This window comes from Okeania sp. KiyG1 (assembly GCF_014132355.1).
GTDB lineage: Bacteria > Cyanobacteriota > Cyanobacteriia > Cyanobacteriales > Microcoleaceae > Okeania.
Window position 1 is genome coordinate 18,669 of the sequence record NZ_BLZO01000045.1, and the last position, 21,133, is coordinate 39,801.

Sequence of the window (21,133 nt, forward strand, 5' to 3'; positions counted from 1 at the left end):
TTTGATGAAATTATATCATCAACATTATCTTGAACCAGTTCCAGAAATTAAAGATTTTTCAGAAGATATTGATTTGGAGTTTATTATTAAAGATTTGCCTAAGACGATAGATTCTATGAAGATGGGAGCTGAAAGAATTCGTCAATTAGTATTATCACTAAGAATATTTTCTCGCGTTGATGAGTCTAAAATGAAAGAAGTAGACCTCCATGCAGGAATTGATAGTACCCTGTTGATTTTGCAACATCGATTGAAACTTAAACCACAAATTCCTCAGATTACAGTTGTTAAAAAGTATGGTAATTTACCTTTAGTTTCGTGTTATGCAGCTCCAATCAATCAGGTATTTATGAACTTACTTAGTAATGCTATAGATGTATTGGAAGAAAAACTGGAAACAGATAATTTTTTTATTCCTACTATTACGATTACTACAGAAATTAATCCAGATAATCCTGGCACAGTTTTAATTAAAATTGCTGATAATGGTTTGGGGATGACTCAAGAGGTAAAAGACAAAATATTTGACCTATTTTTTACTACTAAAGAAGTGGGAAAAGGAACTGGTTTAGGGCTTTCTATTAGTTATGAAATTATAGTACAAAAACATAAAGGTCAACTATTCTGTAATTCTCAACTAGGTCAAGGAACTGAATTTATTATTCAAATTCCAATTAATCAGGAGTCAGTAGGGGCGATTCGCGAATCGCCCGTACAGGAGTCAGGAGTCAGGAGAAATATAAGGATTTGAATAGCATGAATTTTTAAATTCGTATTCAATAAAGTATCTGTATTCAAATGAACTAATACCAGTTTTATATGAGGTTGCATACAATGATGAAATTCATTAAATTGATCTATCTTTATCTACGCTTACCTGCGGTCAATTATACTTGAAATATTATTCTATAGCAGTTTCATTTCAATTTGATATAACTTGGCAATTATATCATTTCCCGTAGCATCGGAGCGTTTATAAAATAAGGTGGCAATGAGAAAAAAAACCTTTCCTACCGAATGCTACGCAAACAGCATAGCTGCCTTCCTTCCAGCAAAATCTAATTCTCAACCGGACATGATATTACTGTATAATCAGATTTTAGATGAGACAGGAATTACGCATAACTACCACATAAAGTAGGGGTTAACGGCCGTTAACCCGTACATGGCCAACTCCTACAAATGGTGTATAATTTCGTCTTTTGCGTAAGTCCTATGAAAATAAAGTTAATAGTTTTCTGAATATTCTAATTATGACTCAATCAAATGATGGTGGAACAGTCGAACAGCTTGTTAATACAGTAATGGGGGTAAAAACTGAGTCGAAAAACCAACCCATTGACAAACAAATAGTTTCTACAAAAGAGCTAGATATCAAAGCACTTTTTATGTATAAATTAGGAACTATTGTACAAATAGGAATCATTCTTCTAGCTTTCTGGGGAATGGAAAAATTGGTAATTTTAGTTGATAGTTATTCTTCTTTTCCTAATTGGTTAAGTACCGTACTTGTAGGGATATTTTTTACCTTATTAAGCATACGTTCGCGAATTTTTTCCCCATTAGATAATACTCGTTCTCGTCGGACTTATGATAGTATCGTCAGACCAAAATGGGCACCTCCACCTTTAGCTTTTCCCATCGTATGGATGACAATTGCAGTCTTACGAGTTATCTCTTCGTTATTAGTTTGGCAGGAGATGAACCAACAATTTTTAGTACTTCCTTTAATAGTTTTTGCAGTGCATCTTGCTTTAGGAGACACTTGGAATACAATATTTACTGTAGAAAATAGGTTAGGTGCTGCTGTTCCTGTCGTAATTTTAGGTCCTTGGTTATCTGCTTTAATAGTTACTATATTTTACTGGCAAACTAATCCGACAGCAGGGATGATTTTAGCCCCTTCCTGTGTATGGTTAACTGTGGCGGCCGTATTAGTATTTAGTATTTGGCAATTGAATGGAAAAGAGCCACTATATCCACTGAAACGAACAGTTACCTGAAATATGGAATTGTTAAAGTTTTTCTCTTACCAAATAATTAGTAATTAATAATTAAATAATTATGGTTTAAAGCCTCCCCTTTTAAGGGGAAAAAAGCGGTTGAGGGATGGATGGGTTTCCTAACCATATCCAATCAACCAAGAGAAGAAATAATATTTCCTTATGTTCAATCCTCTCGGTTTTAACCAGAGGTAATTATCAATTATCCATTATCAATTATCAATTAATGAAAACGCTTTTCATTTAAGTAGACTACAAAATTATTTTAGGTTAGGTAGTAAGATAATGCTTTGACAACTTTAGTCTATTTATTTGAAAGTAAGCATTCAGCTATTAGCTGTCAGTTCGAGCGCAATAATACCCTCTCCTTAAGGGCAGTGTTTAAATTAAAATAGACTTTAAAGGCAAGGGAGTCAACTTTTACAGTAAGACAATTAATAAAGCTTTTATTGTAAACTAAAAGCAATAGCTGATAGCTGATGGCTGATGGCTGTTTGCGCAGCATGACCTAGGAAATGCTTACCATAATTTATCTCTCTGCGCGTAATTTTTCACTCCATTTGATAAAGGGAAATACCCCTATTAAACCAAAACCAACTAAAGCTCCTAAAGTTAATAATGCCCTAGTTAATGGTTTTAAAGTTCCGTAGCCAATATTAGTAATACGATAATTTTTTGCATTAGAAGTAAGACCTTTGACTAAAACCTTTGCTTGATGTTTAGTAGCGCGATCGCCTTCTGGTTGTTCATACTCTAATTGATATTCTTGTAGACTTTCTAGGAATTTAATTAAACTCTGGGCTACCTCTTCAGCATTATCTGGAAATTGATGACTACCTCCCGTTAAATCAGCGATTTGTTTTAAACGTGGTTGATCTACAATCAATTGGTCAATCCTTATTCTTGGATATCTACAATTATTAATAATTTGATCGATAACTTTGTCTTTGATAATTATTTCATCTTCTGTTAATTGTTCTTCAGTTAACTCAATATCACACTCTGAACTATTGTAGACTTCTTTTAAAGATTCACCATAACCTAATGTGTGAACTTTAACTTTTGGTATTTCTGAATCTTGAGGTTGGAGAATATTTTTTAATATCTCAAATTGTTGTTCTTCTGTTGGGCGGTCATTATTATGAAAGCCATCAGATAACACAATTACAACTAACTGTCTGGATTGAGAATTATTAGTTGTATTATTACTATCAGAAACTGAATTTCTCAAATATTCAACAGCAGTTTCTAGTGGTTCATATAAATTAGTAGAAGCGTCGAGTTCTTCATATTGATTGGCTAACTCTTCTACTTTTTCCTTTAATTTATCACTGTCAGATGGGTAAAAATTGGCATCTAAACTTTTATCAGTTACTGTAAATTCGTTACCTCCTTGACCAAAAGGTGCTAGACCGATTCTAACATCTAAATTTTGCTTATCATTAACAGCATCAATAAATCCGTTTATAGCATCAATAGCACCCTTAAATTTAATGCGTCTTCTACCTGGACTAGAATCTTCAAACTTCATACTCCCACTCATATCTAACATAATAATTACATCAGCGAAAGTAGTTTCTGCCCTAGTATCAGTAGGCAGAATAACAGTTGGTTGAATAGTTTTTTCCCTACCAAATTCACTAATAGTTTCTACAGAGAAATCTGATTGTTGTAAACTAGGATTAAAGTTTCCTTCTTTGTTATAAACTTTAACCCGCATTTTGACTATATTGCCTTCTGTAATTATACGACTAATTTCCGGGCATTTTTGAGGATTTTCTCCAGTATTACTACAATCATCTTGACTAATTGTGTTTTCAGGTATGGCAGTACAACCGAATGGTAATATAGCAAAAAAAACTGCTATTATTGTTAGTTTAGCTTTGTGGATCGTATAAAGTATCATAGAAGCAAAAACAGTAATATTTGTCTGGGTTATCCTTTCGTAATAAAGTTATAATTTGACCGTGACGGAGTGATTTTCTTTGCCTTTCTTTCATTAAAGTTCGATTTATTTGAACCTTTCCTGTAGCTAAACATTGAATTTCAACGACACGGTTATTTACAGATAAAGATGCACATCTATTAGGAATACCTGGCAAGTAAATGTCTACATCAGTGTAACCACCAATCATTATTGGTTCCTGTTTTTTGGTATGGTATGGCAGTTGAATAGATAAGTTTTCTTCCAGAGGAGTACTTGGATCGTCTTCGGTAAGCAGTTTAAGGCGATCAACCTTTTTGATACGAGGTAAGTCAGGATCATCCTCTAGAAAGTGCTTTTCCATTTCACATTTCTCTTCCATTTCTGCTGTCATTTCAAAACCAGCACCTGCTCGTAAAGCTACTGCATAGCTAGGAGCAACTGCTAAACTTAAACCAAGTCCCAAAGCAGCGCCGAGAATACTAAAGCTAATCACATCTTCATAACCACCTAAACCAGAGGTTTTTAGTTGAGGCCGCACTCCTTCAACAATTAAAGCTGCAATTAAACCAGCAACTACTCCTAATACAATACTTTTGAATAAGCGTTGATTTGCTCTTTGGGTTTCGCCTTCCATGCTGCGCGATCGCCAACTCAACCCCTCAGCTAAACCCACAGATAAACCTACTATCACCCAACATATCACTCTTACCAACTGTCCTGAAAGGTTAGTACTATATAATGACCAAGCTAACAGAGCTGATATTAAACCTGCGCCTAACCCACATAAAACTGCTAACCAAAAATGAGGTAAGGTTTGCGCTTTATTACGAGCGGGGTTAATAAAGAATATTTCTCTAAGGTTAAGTCGATGTTTAGTTGGGTTACTAACCAATATTTCTGTTACCACCATTCCTACTGCGATACTAGCTGCTATTATTGGTAGTACAATTATTTCTGGTGGCAATGATATGGTATCAAAAGTTGATTTCTCCTGATTGAGAAGTTTACCAATGTCAAGCCAGAATAATTGACTTAAATTCCAGCCTATTATGGCTGAAAAAATACCTGATATTATGTGAAAATAAATACTCTGCATTTTCTGTACTTCATAAGTTAGATATTTTTAGGATTAATCGTTTAATTTTTCCAGGCAATTGACAAATTCTAAAGCCTTTTCATTTTGATTATTGTCTCGACATTTTTTAATTTCGGAGACAATATTATCATCTTTTTGGTTTTCAAGCTTTAAGTGTTTGTTTAAAGTTTCATATACCTTTTCTACTTGTAAATCATTGAGCCTACCAACCAACAGAGTCCAAGTATCAGGTCTCACTACACCATCTGGTTTCATATTTGTTTCTTTTGATTGTTTTAGTAAGTTTTTATATTCCTATTTTGGAGATTTTCAACAGCTTGTTTAGTGAATTCATCAAATTTTCCAGGTTCGTAATTTTCTTTTCCAGGAGTGTAATCTCCACTTCTTTTTAAAGCCTTTTGTAAAATAGTTACATTGGCTTTATCTTGTGTTCCTGACTCTAATACAGGTAACTTTTCTTCTTTTATTTCGGGTGTAAATTGTTTCAAATTGGTATATATTTCCTTTTTTATAGCATCTACAACTTGGTTGGAATCACTTTCTTTTAATTGCTGAATATACTCCTCTGCTTGTATATCTGTTAATTTATTAATAATTTTTTGCTGATCTTCAGACAGCACATTTTTAAGTTTTTCATTTTCCTCCTGATTTTCTTCCTGTTTTTTAAATTCTTTGTACTGGCTATCATATTTGTTTAATAGCTCGGCTAAGGAACTAGGTTGGTTTAATTGTTCCAGGCAATTTACAAACATTAAAGCCTTTTCATTTTGATTACTGTCTCGACATTTTTAATTTCGCTGACAATATTTTTATCTGTTTTATTTTCAGGATTTAAGTGATTTTTCAATGTTTCATAAACCTTTTCTACTTGTAAATCATTGAGCCTACCAACTAAAAGATTCCAAGTGTTAGCTCCCACTATCCCATCTTTTTTCATATCTGTTCTTTTTGATTGTTTTTTAAAGTTTCTATATAGCGATGTTGGAGATTTTCCACAGCCGCTTTAGTTGGTCGATCAAAAATTCCAAGTTCGTCATATTTTTGCCCAGTAGTGTAATTTTTATTCCTTTCCAAAGCCTTTTGTAAAGTAGTTACATTGACTTCATTATTTTGTATCCCTAAGTTTAATACAGGTAATTTTTCTGTTATTATTTCGGGTGTAAATTGTGTCAAATTGGTATATATTTCCTTTTCTCTAGCATCTTTAACTTGCTCAGGTTCACGGTTTTCTAATTGCTGAATATACTCCTCTGCTTGTAGATCTGTTAATTTATTAATAATTTTTTCATTATATTCATACAGCACATTTTTAAATTTTTCATTTTCCTCCTGATTTTCCTCCAGTTTTTTAAATTCTTTGTACTGGCTATCATATTTATTTAATAGCTCGGCTAAGGAACTAGGTTGGTTCAATTTTTCCAGGCAATTTACAAACATTAAAGCCTTTTCATTTTGATTACTGTCTCGGCATTTTTCAATTTCGCTGACAATATTTTCATCTGTTTTATTTTCAGGATTTAAGTGATTTTTCAATGTTTCATAAACCTTTTCTACTTGTAAATCATTGAGCCTACCAACTAAAAGATTCCAAGTGTTAGCTCCCACTATCCCATCTTTTTTCATGTCTGTTGTTTTTGAATCTTTTTCTAAAGTTTCTATATAGCGACGTTGGAGATTTTCCACAGCCTCTTTAGTTGGTTTATCAAAAATTCCAAGTTCGTCATATTTTTGTCCAATAGTGTAATTTTCATTTCTTTCTAAAGCCTTTTGTAAAGTAGTTACATTGACTTCATTATTTTGTATCCCTAAGTTTAATACAGGTAATTTTCCTGTTATTATTTCTGGTGTAAATTGTTTCAAATTGGTATATATTTCCTTTTCTCTAGCATCTTTAACTTGCTCGGGTTCACGGTTTTCTAATTGCCGAATATACTGTTCTGTTTTAGTATCTGTTAACTTCTGAAGAATCTTTTCCTTACCTCTATACAGCTCTTCAGACAGCACATCTTTACGTTCTGGATTTTTTTCCTGATTTTGCTCCAGTTTTTCAAGTTCTTTATACTGGCTATCATATTTGTCTAGTAACTCGGCTAAGGAACCTTGTTTAGAGGGAAAAATTGTTGGTATTGTAATAGGTATATTAGGTCGCCAATATATCCATGCACTTGCTACGCCACTTAACACAAAAAAAGGTATCAATAAAAAAACAATCCTCATAGAAGAAGACGTAGAATGATTATCATCTAAACAGCCAATAAGCTTGAATTTTGTATATGTAAAATTTTTACAGAACAACTCACAAATTGGGTGTTTCAAGCATTTTGAAGATAGAGTTGCCGTCATTAGTAACTCATCCAAAAAATTAATAGCTACTTTGTTAATATCTACTTTGTTTTTAGGGTGATTATTCAAATTCACTAGCTCATCTAATATATCTTGTTTTTCTCTAGGAGCTAATGCCGCTAATAGGGTTGCATACTTAATATTTTTAGCTTTATTTTTTGAAGCTTCATCCCTCAAATTATTAATAACATTTTCGGATTCAGAATCAACAATATCTTGTCCATATTTTTGATAATAATTCATCAATTTTAATAAATCTTCTTCTGTAAATTGACCACAGAATTTTTGGAGAAAATCTTGTATTTTTTCTTTGGGTTTATCATCAGAATGCTTACTTAAATCTTTGGCTGCCTCCCCACTAGATTTATTCAATCTAGGCATATATTTAATTAAATCCTGATTCAACCAATTTAAAGTCTTAGTCTTAGCAAGATAAATTACTCGCAAATTAAGAATTTTCCATCTTGTATATGTAAATTTTTTACAAAATAACCCACAAACTTCGCTATCAAAACAATGCGGATTTTGAGTCACAATCCTGAGTAAATCATCCAAAAATTTAATAGCTACCTCATTTTTAAGCTTGTTATTCAACTTCTTCATTAACTGAGATAATATATTTTTGTTCTTCGTAGGATCTAATGCCGTTAATAGAGTTACATATTTAATATTTTGAACGCTAGGTTTTGGCAGTTGAGTCGAGAAATAATTAATAGTAAACTTATCTTCAAACTGCACAATATTCTGTTTATATTCTTGGTAATAATTCATCAATGTCAATACATCTTCTTCTGTAAATTGACCAAGACGGAATTCTCGGATAAGAATCTGTATTTCCTTTGTTTTTGGATCTCGATCAGTAGGATAGCCACCGGAACCTTTAACCATCTTCCCAGCAGATTTATCCAGTATAGGTCTACGTTTAATTAACTCCTGACCAAACAAATTTAAAGCTTTAGCATCAGCACAATAAATTACTGGCAAATCTTGCATATTTTCTAAGCGTCTGACATTCCAAGCCCAATTAATAGAGCATTTTTTTACATAACTATATTGAATTGCTAGGCAATGAACTTCCTCCGGTCTGAGAGAAACACCAATTTCATTAGCTTCATAGATTAAAGGTTCGTTATAATGTAAAGATTGATTATCTGAATTTATGTTTGAAATGAATGGTTTAATTCTTGTCGAATTTTGTTGAAAAAATCGTGTTTTTTTCTCGTATTTTTTCAGTTTATCCCAGGAATTAGTGTACAACTCTGGAGAGTTTGCCCACTCTCTAATGTTGTATTGAAGTCTTCCTTCTTTTTGCCAATGATAAAGCAGGGTAGCAATACCATCAAAATCAGAAAAATCACGTTCATTTTGAAATTCTTGTTTATCTAACCAAAAATACCGATAGGCAATAAATTCACGGTTATGGTCATCCTGCTGTTTATTTGCCACAGCTAATACACAATAATTCTCTAACTCTCTAGCTATTAAGGCATAGTCACCCGTTTTTGGTGGAGAAGCATCTGGTATTCCGAATCCACGCCAACCACCTTTTGAAGACGTATTAACAGCTTTTTTTATTTCTGGCGGTACATTATAACTTTCTTTGGCAATTTCTTTATCATAGCCACCAGAGACCCATTTACCTTCTCTATTCTGCTGAGGATTTCTAATACCACTTGAAAATTGGTGAATTGAAAATGATGACATAAAGTTACAGCTCCTTATTATTTTTCACCTAACAACAAAGTTGTGTTAAAAACAGAAATACTACCTCCAGTTTTAGATGTTTCTTGCAGCAATTTTCATGTCAGTGAACCACATAAAAAAATGATAACCCTGTAACGACGTTGCATGCAACGTCCCTATGTGGTTGACTCAAATCAAAAGCGCTGTAATTGAATCAGGACTTACGCAAAGGTGCTATATATAGCATTTCTCACCCTTTGTGAGGTACAGTGCTGGAGATCCCCCCTAACCCCCCGATGAGTTGGGGGGAACTGGAAGTCCCCCTTAAAAAGGGGGATTTAGGGGGATCGTTGATGTACCTCACCAGACTGAAAACCTCTATATAGATGTAGAGTTCAAAAACTATAACGTTATAGTTTTTAACGCTATATATCTGGTCTCTAGGTAAGTCCTATGAATATTATCTTGACCATTATATAACCATTTAATTGGTGCAACTAAATCAAATGGTTGCCAAAACTCTAGTCTCTTTGATGACAACAAATGTTCCATTTTTTTTCCTACTAATTACTTCACAATTAGCCTGTAGAGGATTGCCTATAGTACAAAAAACGTTCGAGATTGCTATCTTGACAGACCACTGCGCAAACACTGTAGCTCGCAATAACAATTGTATTATTTTTGCCCATTCCTAAAGGATTAAGTAAGTTTGAAACTACATACTTTCATCCCAATACCTACTTCCCTTAACTAACCAATAAATAGGTGAAAATAAGCCATAAGGTCGCCATTCATTTCCTTCTCGCAAATAAGCATATTCCCGCATATCATTATCAGAGGAAATTAAACGATTTGGTCGTGGGTTTTTATCCCCTAAAACTCCAAAAGATGAACAAGCAAAAAAGTCAATTCTTTTAGGATTGTGAATCTTTTTTTGCAACTCTTTATAAGTCTCTGGCAAACGTAGTTTAAACAAATCATTTCCAGGGTCTAAACGACCTGTCCAAGCTTCTCCTCTTTCAGATTTTGACATCATAACTGCTATCCTTTTTGTGGGAATATCTTTATCTTTTTTATTATAGTTTTCGCTCACATTAAGTTCTGCCAATAAATTTTTCAGAGCTGGTTGATAGATTTTTGTATCTAATTCCTTAATCCAATCAGTCATAATTATCCATCCTGTAACTTCAGGTTGGCATAATTCATTCACAAGACCATCAACTTCTGGTTCCCAGTATCTTCTATCAAATACAAAGTCGTCAAATAATTCACCAGCACTATCTTTAACTGACAATCTAATTGTCTCAGTCAATTTCGGTATCCTAATATCAAACTCATACTCTTTTCTTTCCTCTTCTTTTCTATTCCCAGCCAGAGCTTTACCCTCACGAACAATATTTTCTGCCATTCCCACTAACTCCTCTGCATCATCTCCTATGGGAGTAACTTCTAAACCAGGGTATTCATTCCGGTGAGGACAGAGAGCTAAAGCCGCAAGATAGGTTGTCTTGCCACATCCTCTAGTACCAATAATACTAATCTGAGTCATACTTTTAACGATGATAGAGAATAAAAGGACTTAAATAAAGCCAAGGTGCTTCTAGTAAAGTACGATGGTTAATGCTAGTAATGAAAAACTGAAAAGGTCTTGCCTCTCGGTTATTTCTCTTTATTACTTCTTTAGCAACAGCAAAATATCCATTGCGTACTTGTCTTTGGCGAACTACAGGATGTCCCTGGGTTTTTTGTGCTTCAAGGTCAAGATTTCCACAGAATAAATCAGCTTTATGTAAGCAAATAGTAATGTTATCTACTCGACTACAATTTTTATTTAAAAACTTTAACCAATTCTCTAAGTTATTGCACCAGTTTTGAGTGTTCATTAAGTCGTCTCGCTCTAAAGTCATATCCGGGGTTGCTTGATTGAGCAAATTATTGCTGACTATTTGTTGATAAGGAGGCAATAACAAAATGATTCCTATATTTTGACCGATATCTTGCTTAAAGTCATTCCAAGCAATATCATGGTCTTTCTGCCATTCAGACTCAAACATTTCCCCTGGAGTATCCACCCAAACTGATTCTATAATTTCGGGTTTATGTAACTCAACTTGTAGTTTTACTGGTCTTTTTGTAATTTCTGTAGTTCTAATCATCTCACCAGTATCAACATTTTGAAGTTGGTCTCTTAGTGTCTCATAAGATGGATCTTTAATCCGAACCCGCGAGCCTTTATATTCCTTAGCTAAGGCCAATGCCATGTGAGTTTTTCCCACGGCGCGATCGCCTATCACTATCACACTCATTCCCACCTCCTATTATAAATTTAGGCCAAAGTTTGAACAATACTTGTTTTACTAAATTGGCGATCGTCTATCACAATAACTTTACTCATAAAAGATACCTATAAAATTAACTAAAACAATGGATAATCTAATAACTTTTGGTCCACTGGAAAGCCAGTATAAGTAATATTCTCATCATTAAAAACCAACTCCTGACGAGGAATATCGACCAAATACTCCTGAGAAATGTGCCCGGACAAAAAATGTAACCCCTGATTTGTTGAACCCCTTAAAACCTCATTTCCTGCTAAACATTCTACAAACAAACCATCAATCAACAAATCAATATGTTGCAAAAATTCTCTCGCCCCTACTATCTCTCTCCGTACTAATTGTTCTAAACTATACCCACTCCAAGAAATTACGGTTTTACCCATACTTTGTACCCGCATTGCCAACTCTGCCAATGCCACAGCTTGAGCAAAAGGTTCTCCTCCAGAATAAGACATTCCAGCTAAATCTGACTGTTGTGCAAACACCTCCCGCACTCTATCAACAGTTACAATTTAATTAAGTTTAAACTGCAAATAATCAGATTAACACTTCTCGATATTCTGCTAAAATCTCTTGAGAAACTATCCAATCAATATCATAACTATCGCTAATTAATTGGATAATTGCTCTAGGTTTTCTTCCTTTTAAAACAGCATAAGTTAAAACATTAGTATCAACAATAATTCTCATTCACCTCTCCGATAAGCTTCTATTTCGGCGGCAATTTCCTCCTCAGTAATCTCTTGAATTCCTGGAATTACTTGAGTTTTATCAAATAATTCTCGCAATTATTGACTTGACTTTGCTCTTTCGGGAACTATTGGTTTATTCTTATTTTTTTCTCGTTCCTCTCGATATTTTTTAACCTTTTCCTTTAATAATTTTTTCGCAGATTCAGTCCCTTGAAAATAAGAAGGTAACTTAATACCATCATCCTCTTCTTCTAATAACTGAAATGCTCTAGCGATCGCTTCTTGAGCTGTGTTATATTTGCCAGTATTTAGTAGTTTTTCTAAAAACTTTTCTTGCTCGGGGGTTAAAGTAATTTGTCTCATAACTCAGTCTTCTCCTGATTCTTTAAAACCTATTAAATTAATTAATGTTGAACACACACAAGAAAAAGCAACTTTTTTAAATTGATGACAGATACTAGAATATAATTTTAGCTTCTATAGATAATACAAAAATTTAGGTTAACATAACCTCTGAGGGTAAATTGAGATTATTTTTAACGCTTTCTAGTAAAAGTTGATATAAGAAATGAGGTGTCTTTTGATTAGCTAATTCCAGACTATTTTGATAAAGTTTACAAGCAGATTCATCATTAATGATTCGATAGTGAATAATTTTTGCCCATTCTGGTGCAGAATTCATTAATTGAGGAATAACTTCAATAAAAGCTTGTATTTGTTTTTGTGGATCAAAGTCTTCTAAAAAATGAACTAAACTAAACATAATTTCAGGATGTTGACAATTATCATCTAAGATCATATGTAGGTCTTTTAAACTGTCATCACTAGGATGTTGAGCAATTTTTTCTAAAGTTTCCTCAAATAGATTGATTTCTTGAGGTGTTTTCATTAAACGATTTTCTTGTAAGATTTTGATTAAATTCATAAGCTTATAACTCTTTTATCAAAAAAGGTTAACCAAGTTATTTTATTAAGTTCAATGAGTTCTTGCAGACCCTTTCTAATATCTGTATTATATAATCCTTGAAAAAGATAAATAGAGCGAGTATCCCAAATTTATTGCGCTAAGGTTTGTCGAGGCGAAAGAGTTAAGTCTGGACTTTTGCCATAGGATAAAGTTTGACGATGACGACCTCCTTTTCCAGGTGATAAATGTTCGACCATGATAGCAATTCCTTGATTAGTTGTATAATCTTTAATTTTAGCTTTCATGTAAGCGTTGGATGGTATATGATGAGGCGTTAAATTATCTCCTCTACGACCCAATTTTAACAAGTCGGCACATACGGCGACTTTTCCTTCTCCTGGAAGTAGTTTAGATTGAATAATTTTGTCTCCTTATGATTCTTTTAAGATATCATATATGATGAGATGATATTTAATGATAGTTTTATGGTTTGATAGTGAGGTGAGTTTCTTTAGTTTGTTTTGATAACTTAGTTAAATGTATTTGAATCCGAATGCCATAATTTCTCCCAATAAACTTACACAATATCTATTAATTCCTTTACCCAAGGATGATAAATCTCAATATTTGGCTCGTGGAGGTTACACTTTAGATAATTGGGAACAATTAGAGAAGGATTTACGAGAACAAATTTTAACTTTAGAAGCACAACCTACCCTTAAAACGAAATACGGGCAAAAATATCAGATTATTGGTTCATTAAATTGTCCTAATGGTTTTATTTTAAACATCAAAACGATTTGGATAGTAACTGAACAAATAACTAAATTTGTTACTTTATTTCCTGCACAGGAGAGATAAAAAATGACATTTCCTCTATTTTCTCAAGTCCAATTAACTCAAGATATTCCTGAGTTTAATCTCAAAAAAGGTAGTATTGGGGTAATTGTTGAATATTATCCCATGTCTCAAGGAGAAGATGGCTATAGTGTAGAAGGTTTAATTGCTCAAGATACAGTAGAAGTTGCTGAATCTCAAATTCAATTTATTAAGGTTGAACAAATACAAGAAAAATAACTATATCAAAAAAGGTTAACCAACTATGATTCCTTGAGGGGATAGGTTGATTACAGGCAAAGGAAAATCCTATCTTCAATTTATTTTACAGAAGACGACGGGTTTCTAACATAAATTTAAGGTGCATTAAACTTCGTTAATGCACCTTAAAAAATCGGCGATCGCCCACAGGCGATCCCACTAATAGCAGTAAAAAAACTACGCTGTAGGTCATCTACTCCAAGCCTTTGTTAGGCTTTTTCGACCTCAGTAGTAGAGAGTCTCCTTATTATCAAGGTCATTAATTTTCAATTGCAATCCAATTCAAAAAATAGTTGTCAGCTCGATTTTTACTATACACAGTGAAACCTGAAAGCGTTATACTGTCTATAGTGTCTATATTATCAGATTGATTCTTTCCATTTTTCCAGTAAGGTGTGAGAATAACAACAGGAAGGGTGCTGAATGGTTTTTTAAATTCAATTGTCATTACCTCAAGGGTTTTTGCAGTCTGACCAACCTCTATTCTTGGAGCTTTAGTAGTGTTCACTGGTGTTGAAGTTCCAGCTAAAGCTGGGGAAACAGACAGCAGGAACACGAAAACTATTGTACACAAACCTAAACACAAGGAAGCTAGGCGTTTCATTTACTTTCTCCTTAATTGTAAATGTAGAAAATGTAACTACATTAGGTAAATGTAGTTGCATTCTCTGGAGCTGTCAACCCGTAGAATAAAAAAAGCCGTTCCCTATACCCACCTTATTATACCATTTTCGTAAAATATTGCTACAGTTACAGAACAGGTTAAAGGAGATAGGAAACGCCGGAACTAGGAAAGATAAATAGACAAAAAATGGAGGAAAAAATTCTAATTTTGACAATGAATGCAAGCCATAAAGTCTTAAACTATATGAATAAATCACAAATTGGAATGTAACAGCTTTTTTAATTTGGTATTATTCTTCATCAGAATCTCCTTTTCTTAATCAAGTTCAGCCCATTATGCAACTCATGCCCTTGAGTTGTTCTACAGAAAAAAGCTATATTTGTTGTATTCTCAATTACATTTACTTCCTTAGCTTGCCTCTACTCAACAGAAAATACTGATAACTGTTAACTGAAACCCTACTCGACAGCACCGACTTCGCCAAGTTCCGAGATCTGCTAGAAACTTCATTTTACCGATTCTAATTCCTGCTTTTTTTCAATAGGAATAACTCTTTCTTCAGCTAACCAGGCAGCATAAAACAAACATTGTTTAATATCCTCTAATTCTAAATCGGGATATTCCTCTAAAATTTCCTGATTAGGTTTCCCATTAGCAACTAAATTCAGAATTAAAGAAACAGGTATTCTCATTCCTCGAATACAAGCTTTTACCATCATAATTTTCGGGTCAAAAGTAATTCTATCTAAGTGTTTTAACATGACTCCATTTTCCTTTTTTTATAAATGATAAACCAGTAGGAACATTGTATGCAACCTCCCTACTTTGTAGTCTACTAATTATGAAAAGCGCTGTCAGATCGAGTCTCATTAATTAGCCGTCATACAGCGGTTTTCATTTCAGTAGACCACAGTAGGGACCTTGCATGCAACGTCCCTACAGGGTTTTGGTTATGACGATGTGGTTCATCAAGAGCGAAAAGCGCTGTAATCAGCTACTTCCATTCATCTTTAGATTAATTCTGCTGTGCAGCCCAGAAATTTATTTCTTGGCGGATGAGATTGCCACACTTCTGCCTCTTATCGGGTAGGCGATCGCTACCCCAACATTTCTTCAATTTCTTGCAAAACCTCCCCTAAAGTAGGAGCATTTGAAGAAATAATATTATCCTCGCTTACTTCATGCTTGTGATGAGGAAAAGTGGTTGACATCCTCCCCGGCCTAAAGGCGCGGGGATTCCTACCGAGCCTTAGCTCTTCGGTGGGTTGACGTTTTGCTAGCGCAAAGCTCCGCTAACACAGGCTGCTGCTACTTTTGCAGTAGTCTTACGCTTGCCTCCGCGTCCGTTTAATGTCTCGGACTGCCCGCCCGCGACTAATATATTTATCGCTGCATTCTCGTCTCTATCATGTTTTGCACCACAGTTGAGACACTCCCATTCTCGCACCTTCAGGTCTAGCTTCCCACCTTTAAAGCCACAATTTGAGCAAACTTGGGATGTTGGCTCAAGGGCGACTAATTACTCTGAAATCACGACCATATTTTTCAGCAATTCCATCTAAAAATGTCCGGAATTGTCTCCAACCTAAATCAGATATTGCTCTAGATAACTTACGGTCTCTTGGTGCGCGTTCCGCAAGCGAGCTGGCGTCGTCGCGGGGTCGCACCGCTTTTTAACCATTCCAGAAACGTTGTTATACTTCTAAAATAATTGTTTGGTTTTCACGAATTATTTCAGTAGATAATTTATGTAGAAAATCTGTCAAGCGTATCTTTCAGCTTGGCATGGAACTTAGCAACTCTAATCCTTGCTTTTTCATACCTTTTTGACCCTTTAGTTTTATGAGATAATGACAAACTTTACCTTTCTTAATTTCTTAATTCGTTTCTTCAGTGGCTTAGGAGCATCAACCTGTGTACCGTCACTAAATGTAGCAAAAGTTTTAATACCTAAATCTATGCCTACTGAATTATCAGTTTTAGGTAATACTTCTGGTTGTATTTCTACTACAAAACTCAAGAAATATCTATGTAGGGGCGAACGGCCGTTCGCCCTACGTCTTTGATTACTGTTACTGATGATGGAACAGTAGGTAATTCTCACAGGCGAAACTATTTTCAGCTTCCCAATTTTGGCTAAATAAACTTTGTGTTGACCAACTTTAAACCCTCATGAGTGTAAACCTAGCAGTCTGCGCGTGATTTCCTGATGCATGAATTTAGGAGGTTTAACAGGCTTACCTTTTCTCTGGCCTTTAGTCGATTTAAAAAAGTTTTGATAAGCCTGATTTAAATCATTTAAAGATTGCTGCAATGGTATAGCAGAAACTTCTGATAGCCATTCTCTGTCTTCAGTCTTTTTCGATTGAGTGATAAACTGTTTTTGTAGCTCGGAGTTAGTGGGTTTATTCTCTCCTAATTGATACTTTTCACAGGCAACAAGCTAGACTATCATTCCAAACCACACGTTCACGAAGTGTTGCGCCAGCAAACACAACCAAATAGCTTGGCTAATCGGTATTTTTGTCCCGGTGTTGGATATATGCGATACTTAAATCTAGCTTTCATAATTCCTATTTAAACTAATAGTATTATAACATATTTATAGAAATAAAATCAACTAAAAAGTCGCCCGCTTATGGGCGAGGCGCATACCCCAATTTTTCGGTAAATCTAACTCCTGATGATGCTCGGCATCGTCATAACGAAAAATTAGATTATTCCCGGCATCCATATAATGATAGGAGTACATTTTACGGTCTCTTATTGTTTGAATAGTGATAAATTCGCGAACATGAAGAATCGAATCGTTGACAAAATAAATATTGCCCCGAATAAACCCTTCGTCGATATCTCGTTTCTGGAAGTTAATGTCAAAACTCTTTACAATAATTAGGGATTCAAGCAAATTGCGTATTTCCTCAAAATAAGCTTCAATCAACTAACTCAACTCCTTGAATTTTTGTTTTTTTATCAAGCAAATGTGCCAACATCCTTGATTCCCCAATCCACTCATCAAAATCTCCAGAATGAGCTAGCTCGTTATTGTTAAATTTCTGCAAAAATTCGGCAGTCGATAGCTGATATTTAGTCTCAAATTCATCTAGTCGCTGCTTGGTAATTTTAATTCCGTTATCTGTGGATTGTAACGCAGCTATTAAGGCACTTTTAATAATATATTTGACAGCCTCTGGGTGTTGACTCTTTAGTTTAACTTCTACAATTTTAACTGGTAACAATACCCGATTATTATTGTTAGTTTCTAGCACAAGGTTTACCTCCAAATTTTTTCAAAAATTAGCTCATTGTTGACTATGGAAAACTAGGTTTAACTGGTCTATTTTAGAATGATAAACCAGTAGGGACTAGCCATGCTTAGTCCCTACTTTGTAGTCTACTCATACCATTTTAATAAAGTTATAGCATAAGTCTGAATTCTTAAGCCCCCCTTCAAAGGGGGGTTTGGGGGGATTAAAACCCCAAGTATTTCAACACAAGATACTGATAACTGATAACTGTTAACTGAAAAAACCCTACTCCACAGTCACTGACTTCGCCAAATTTCGCGGCTGATCCACATCCAAACCACGATGAGCAGCAATATGATAAGCTAACAACTGCAAAGGAATAACTGTCAACATTGGAGACAACAACTCATCCACTGCTGGCACCGCCAACAAATTATCAAACACATCCGCTTCCGTACTTTCAGGAGTCACCCCAATTAACTGCGCATCCCTCGCTTTAGCTTCCTGAGCATTAGAAAGCACCTTTTCATATACTAAACCAGGCATAGCGATCGCTACTACAGGCACTTTATCATCCAACAAAGCGATCGGACCATGTTTCATCTCACCAGCGGGATATCCCTCGGCATGAATATAACTAATTTCCTTCAGTTTCAAAGCACCTTCTAAAGCAATTGGAAAATTAATTCCTCTACCTACAAAGATAAAATCTTGAGTATCATTAAACTGGTGAGCAAAATCTTCTATTTGGCTATCTTGAGTTTCTAATATCTGTTCCATTTGTGCAGGTATCTGTCGCAAAGCATTAATAATTTCTGCAATTTTTTCGCCAGATAAATATTGTTTTTGCCAGCTTAATTCTAGAGCTAATAAATAAAAAGCCATTACCTGTGCCACAAATGTTTTAGTAGCAGCTACACCAATTTCAACACCTCCCCGAATATCAATAATTTGATTTACTAAACTAGCAATAGAACTTTCACTTCGATTAGTAATTCCTAGCAACCTTGATGAAAACTCGGCTGGTTTATCTAAACGTCGTTGCTTTTCCATTGCCAAAGCTGCCAAAGTATCTGCTGTTTCTCCAGATTGAGTCACACCAATTGTTAGAGTATTTTTTCTCAGAGGAGAAGGTGCATAACGAGCTTCAGAAGCATAATTAACTGTCGTTGAAATTCCCGCTAATTGTTCCAATAAATATTTCCCAATCAAACTAGCGTGCCAACTCGTACCACAGGCAAATATTTCAACTTGTTCTAAGTCTTGATATAGAGCAGGGGATAACTCTAAATTAGTCGGAGAAACACCATCGTTATTAATATCCCAATCACTATTAATATAAGTTTCTAAACAACCCCGGATAACATTTGGTTGCTCGTAAATTTCCTTGAGCATAAAATGTTTAAAAATATTTTTCTCAACCAAAGTCGGACTCCAGTTAAGAATGCGGGGTACCTTATTCAAGCGATCGCCTGCAAAGTTATAAATTTCTACCCCCAGAGGTGTTAAACGAGCTATTTCACCATTTTCTAAAGTGACAACAACTTGAGTATGGGATACAAGAGCAGGAGTATCAGAAGCACAGAAAAATTCTCCTTGTCCTAAACCAATAGATAGAGGTGCTTGCTGTCTAACAACAATAAGTTCATTGGGATAATCTGCACAAATAACAGCGATCGCAAATGCTCCATCCAGTTTATTCACCGTCTGACGTACCGCTTCTAAAAATGCTTCGCTGTTGCCTTCAGTAGAATTAGATAAAAATTCTGCGATCGAGTTAGGGATAACTTCCGTATCAGTATCAGAAATAAATTTATGTCCCCGCTCTTCTAATTCTTTGCGTAACTCCCGGTAATTTTCAATAATGCCATTTTGAACTACTGCCACTCGTCCAGTATCGTCAGTATGAGGATGAGCATTATATTCTTCCGGTTTGCCATGGGTCGCCCAACGAGTGTGACCAATACCAATATTAGCTGGTATTTCCATTCCGGCCAATTTTTCCCGCAGGTTGTTTAGTTTACCCTTAGCGCGGACAGATTTAATTTTGCCCTTCCCAAACAGTGGCCAGTCCGGCAGAATCATAACCCCGATATTCTAGTTTTTCTAGTCCAGATAGTAAAATTTCTGTAGCTGACTGGGTACCAATATAACCAACAATTCCACACATTTTGCTTGTTACTCCCGATAAATTCAATCAATATTTAAGATATACGAATGTACGATAGTAAAAATCAGGGAAAATATTATTCAAAAGCTGATACATTGAAAACCATATTAGCATTTCCTGCGCACTGCTGCGCAAACAACTATTAGCTGTCAGCTATCAGAAACAAGACCTCTCCTTAGGGATAGTGTTTAAATTAATATAGATTTTAAGAGCAAGTGAACCAACTTTTGTAGTAATATCATGTCCGGATAATCAGTGATAAAAAACCTTTTCCGTTCTAACCTCTTCTTTCCTCCTGCCTCCTGCCTTCTGCCTTCTGCCTTACCTCCTCCAGCATGATATAAGAGAATATAATAAAGCTTTTATAGTCAACTAAAAACAGTAGCTGATAGCTGATAGCTGACTGTTGTTTGCGCAGCAGTCCGTAGGAAATGCTTACAAACCATAGAACCAGAAAACAGAGGTCATTATTAATAATTAATAATTAATAATTAATTGTTGAAAGCCTTTTTCAACATTTTTCCTTCATTTAAATTAAACTTTTATCAATAAATTTTGATAGGTTTGCATGAGCTTGTTCAATACATAAGGATCTGTATTTGCATGGTCAAAGGTAATACTCAAAGGAACAGTCTGTCTTTGGTACAAATTGTGGCGTTGTCCAAAGTAAAACAGGGGCCGACCAGTTTTCTTTGCTCCACGGTGCATTTGAAATGATGTAAAGTTTAAGTAAGGTAGATTGCCAATAAAATGAGAAATCTCCCATATAAATTGAGGAACAGAATCAGTATCCATGTTGCAGTTTTCAATAGAGTCTCGATATACCCTACAAAACTTTGTCCAATCCATGGAAATAACATCATTAATAGTCACATTTTTAAACCTATTATCTCCACCAACAGCAATAGGGAAAGAAACTGGAAGATTTTTAAACAGATACCATTCCCCATCAATTTTACGGGTACAAAAAGTCCACTCCAGAGATAAAGCTTTAACTAAATT

27 protein-coding genes and 1 pseudogene are annotated in these 21,133 nt (G+C 34.8%); 4 read left to right on the plus strand and 24 right to left on the minus strand.

Annotated features, from left to right (window positions below):
- The first annotated feature begins 4 nt into the window (after positions 1–4).
- The gene (locus SAGCYANO_RS44395; RefSeq protein ID WP_237395961.1) at positions 5–751 is read left to right on the plus strand and encodes a sensor histidine kinase; all 747 of its coding nucleotides are present in this window, start codon (positions 5–7) and stop codon (positions 749–751) included.
- Between the two features lie 502 nt (positions 752–1,253).
- Complete coding sequence (locus SAGCYANO_RS08320; protein WP_202219639.1) at positions 1,254–2,003, plus strand: TspO/MBR family protein; 750 nt, start codon at positions 1,254–1,256, stop codon at positions 2,001–2,003.
- A gap of 529 nt (positions 2,004–2,532) precedes the next feature.
- Here SAGCYANO_RS08320 and SAGCYANO_RS08325 read toward each other — a convergent pair.
- From SAGCYANO_RS08325 to SAGCYANO_RS08385, 13 genes are all read right to left on the minus strand, one after another.
- On the minus strand, positions 2,533–3,909 hold the full coding sequence (locus tag SAGCYANO_RS08325; RefSeq protein WP_202219640.1) for a vWA domain-containing protein: 1,377 nt from the start codon (positions 3,907–3,909) through the stop codon (positions 2,533–2,535).
- Entirely contained in the window at positions 3,881–5,026 is a 1,146-nt protein-coding gene (locus tag SAGCYANO_RS08330) for a hypothetical protein (protein ID WP_202219641.1), read from the minus strand. Before SAGCYANO_RS08330 ends, SAGCYANO_RS08325 begins: the two co-directional genes overlap by 29 nt.
- A gap of 33 nt (positions 5,027–5,059) precedes the next feature.
- Complete coding sequence (locus SAGCYANO_RS08335; protein WP_202219642.1) at positions 5,060–5,281, minus strand: hypothetical protein; 222 nt, start codon at positions 5,279–5,281, stop codon at positions 5,060–5,062.
- A gap of 20 nt (positions 5,282–5,301) precedes the next feature.
- On the minus strand, positions 5,302–5,778 hold the full coding sequence (locus SAGCYANO_RS08340; protein ID WP_202219643.1) for a peptidoglycan-binding protein: 477 nt from the start codon (positions 5,776–5,778) through the stop codon (positions 5,302–5,304).
- The gene (locus SAGCYANO_RS08345; RefSeq protein WP_202219644.1) at positions 5,778–5,963 is read right to left on the minus strand and encodes a hypothetical protein; all 186 of its coding nucleotides are present in this window, start codon (positions 5,961–5,963) and stop codon (positions 5,778–5,780) included. Before SAGCYANO_RS08345 ends, SAGCYANO_RS08340 begins: the two co-directional genes overlap by 1 nt.
- Positions 5,960–9,073, minus strand: coding sequence for a peptidoglycan-binding protein (locus tag SAGCYANO_RS08350; protein WP_202219645.1), 3,114 nt, complete (start codon positions 9,071–9,073; stop codon positions 5,960–5,962). Before SAGCYANO_RS08350 ends, SAGCYANO_RS08345 begins: the two co-directional genes overlap by 4 nt.
- Before the next feature lie 694 nt (positions 9,074–9,767).
- Complete coding sequence (locus SAGCYANO_RS08355) at positions 9,768–10,601, minus strand: hypothetical protein (protein WP_202219646.1); 834 nt, start codon at positions 10,599–10,601, stop codon at positions 9,768–9,770.
- A gap of 4 nt (positions 10,602–10,605) precedes the next feature.
- Positions 10,606–11,358, minus strand: coding sequence for an ATP-binding protein (locus SAGCYANO_RS08360; RefSeq protein ID WP_202219647.1), 753 nt, complete (start codon positions 11,356–11,358; stop codon positions 10,606–10,608).
- A 110-nt stretch (positions 11,359–11,468) separates the two neighbouring features.
- The gene (locus SAGCYANO_RS08365; protein ID WP_237395962.1) at positions 11,469–11,876 is read right to left on the minus strand and encodes a 4Fe-4S cluster-binding domain-containing protein; all 408 of its coding nucleotides are present in this window, start codon (positions 11,874–11,876) and stop codon (positions 11,469–11,471) included.
- 52 nt (positions 11,877–11,928) lie between these two features.
- Positions 11,929–12,081, minus strand: coding sequence for a PIN domain-containing protein (locus tag SAGCYANO_RS08370; RefSeq protein ID WP_202219649.1), 153 nt, complete (start codon positions 12,079–12,081; stop codon positions 11,929–11,931).
- Positions 12,082–12,179: 98 nt separating this feature from the next.
- The gene (locus SAGCYANO_RS08375; RefSeq protein WP_202219650.1) at positions 12,180–12,446 is read right to left on the minus strand and encodes a hypothetical protein; all 267 of its coding nucleotides are present in this window, start codon (positions 12,444–12,446) and stop codon (positions 12,180–12,182) included.
- Positions 12,447–12,579: 133 nt separating this feature from the next.
- On the minus strand, positions 12,580–13,008 hold the full coding sequence (locus tag SAGCYANO_RS08380) for an Imm30 family immunity protein (RefSeq protein ID WP_202219651.1): 429 nt from the start codon (positions 13,006–13,008) through the stop codon (positions 12,580–12,582).
- Between the two features lie 131 nt (positions 13,009–13,139).
- Positions 13,140–13,349 carry a hypothetical protein gene (locus SAGCYANO_RS08385; RefSeq protein WP_202219652.1) on the minus strand — a complete coding sequence of 70 codons (210 nt, stop codon included), beginning with the start codon at positions 13,347–13,349 and terminating at the stop codon, positions 13,140–13,142.
- A gap of 178 nt (positions 13,350–13,527) precedes the next feature.
- On the opposite strand from SAGCYANO_RS08385, the gene SAGCYANO_RS08390 reads away from it, so the two are divergent.
- A complete protein-coding gene (locus SAGCYANO_RS08390; protein ID WP_202219653.1) occupies positions 13,528–13,851 on the plus strand; it encodes a DUF6883 domain-containing protein in 324 nt (107 codons plus the stop codon).
- A 3-nt stretch (positions 13,852–13,854) separates the two neighbouring features.
- Entirely contained in the window at positions 13,855–14,067 is a 213-nt protein-coding gene (locus SAGCYANO_RS08395) for a DUF4926 domain-containing protein (RefSeq protein WP_202219654.1), read from the plus strand.
- Between the two features lie 280 nt (positions 14,068–14,347).
- Here SAGCYANO_RS08395 and SAGCYANO_RS08400 read toward each other — a convergent pair whose 3' ends face one another.
- From SAGCYANO_RS08400 to SAGCYANO_RS08445, 11 genes and pseudogenes are all read right to left on the minus strand, one after another.
- Positions 14,348–14,692 (minus strand): H-type lectin domain-containing protein, encoded by a 345-nt coding sequence (locus SAGCYANO_RS08400; protein ID WP_202219655.1) that lies wholly within the window; start codon positions 14,690–14,692, stop codon positions 14,348–14,350.
- Between the two features lie 527 nt (positions 14,693–15,219).
- Entirely contained in the window at positions 15,220–15,474 is a 255-nt protein-coding gene (locus tag SAGCYANO_RS08405; protein ID WP_202219656.1) for a DUF433 domain-containing protein, read from the minus strand.
- A 336-nt stretch (positions 15,475–15,810) separates the two neighbouring features.
- Positions 15,811–15,924, minus strand: a complete 114-nt coding sequence (locus tag SAGCYANO_RS44400; RefSeq protein ID WP_237395963.1) for a DUF6516 family protein — start codon at positions 15,922–15,924, stop codon at positions 15,811–15,813.
- 65 nt (positions 15,925–15,989) lie between these two features.
- Positions 15,990–16,160, minus strand: coding sequence for a zinc ribbon domain-containing protein (locus SAGCYANO_RS08410; protein WP_237395965.1), 171 nt, complete (start codon positions 16,158–16,160; stop codon positions 15,990–15,992).
- Between the two features lie 58 nt (positions 16,161–16,218).
- Positions 16,219–16,380 (minus strand): hypothetical protein, encoded by a 162-nt coding sequence (locus SAGCYANO_RS08415; protein ID WP_202219657.1) that lies wholly within the window; start codon positions 16,378–16,380, stop codon positions 16,219–16,221.
- A gap of 173 nt (positions 16,381–16,553) precedes the next feature.
- The gene (locus SAGCYANO_RS08420; protein ID WP_202219658.1) at positions 16,554–16,817 is read right to left on the minus strand and encodes a transposase; all 264 of its coding nucleotides are present in this window, start codon (positions 16,815–16,817) and stop codon (positions 16,554–16,556) included.
- 365 nt (positions 16,818–17,182) lie between these two features.
- On the minus strand, positions 17,183–17,281 hold the full coding sequence (locus SAGCYANO_RS08425; protein ID WP_202219659.1) for a helix-turn-helix domain-containing protein: 99 nt from the start codon (positions 17,279–17,281) through the stop codon (positions 17,183–17,185).
- A 52-nt stretch (positions 17,282–17,333) separates the two neighbouring features.
- Positions 17,334–17,621 (minus strand): DUF6516 family protein, encoded by a 288-nt coding sequence (locus tag SAGCYANO_RS08430; protein ID WP_202219660.1) that lies wholly within the window; start codon positions 17,619–17,621, stop codon positions 17,334–17,336.
- 25 nt (positions 17,622–17,646) lie between these two features.
- Positions 17,647–17,982 carry a hypothetical protein gene (locus SAGCYANO_RS08435; RefSeq protein WP_237395967.1) on the minus strand — a complete coding sequence of 112 codons (336 nt, stop codon included), beginning with the start codon at positions 17,980–17,982 and terminating at the stop codon, positions 17,647–17,649.
- 264 nt (positions 17,983–18,246) lie between these two features.
- A pseudogene (gene glmS, locus SAGCYANO_RS08440) lies at positions 18,247–20,131 on the minus strand (glutamine--fructose-6-phosphate transaminase (isomerizing)).
- Between the two features lie 534 nt (positions 20,132–20,665).
- The coding region (locus SAGCYANO_RS08445) for a CatA-like O-acetyltransferase (RefSeq protein ID WP_202219661.1) at positions 20,666–21,133 on the minus strand (468 nt) is incomplete at its 5' end.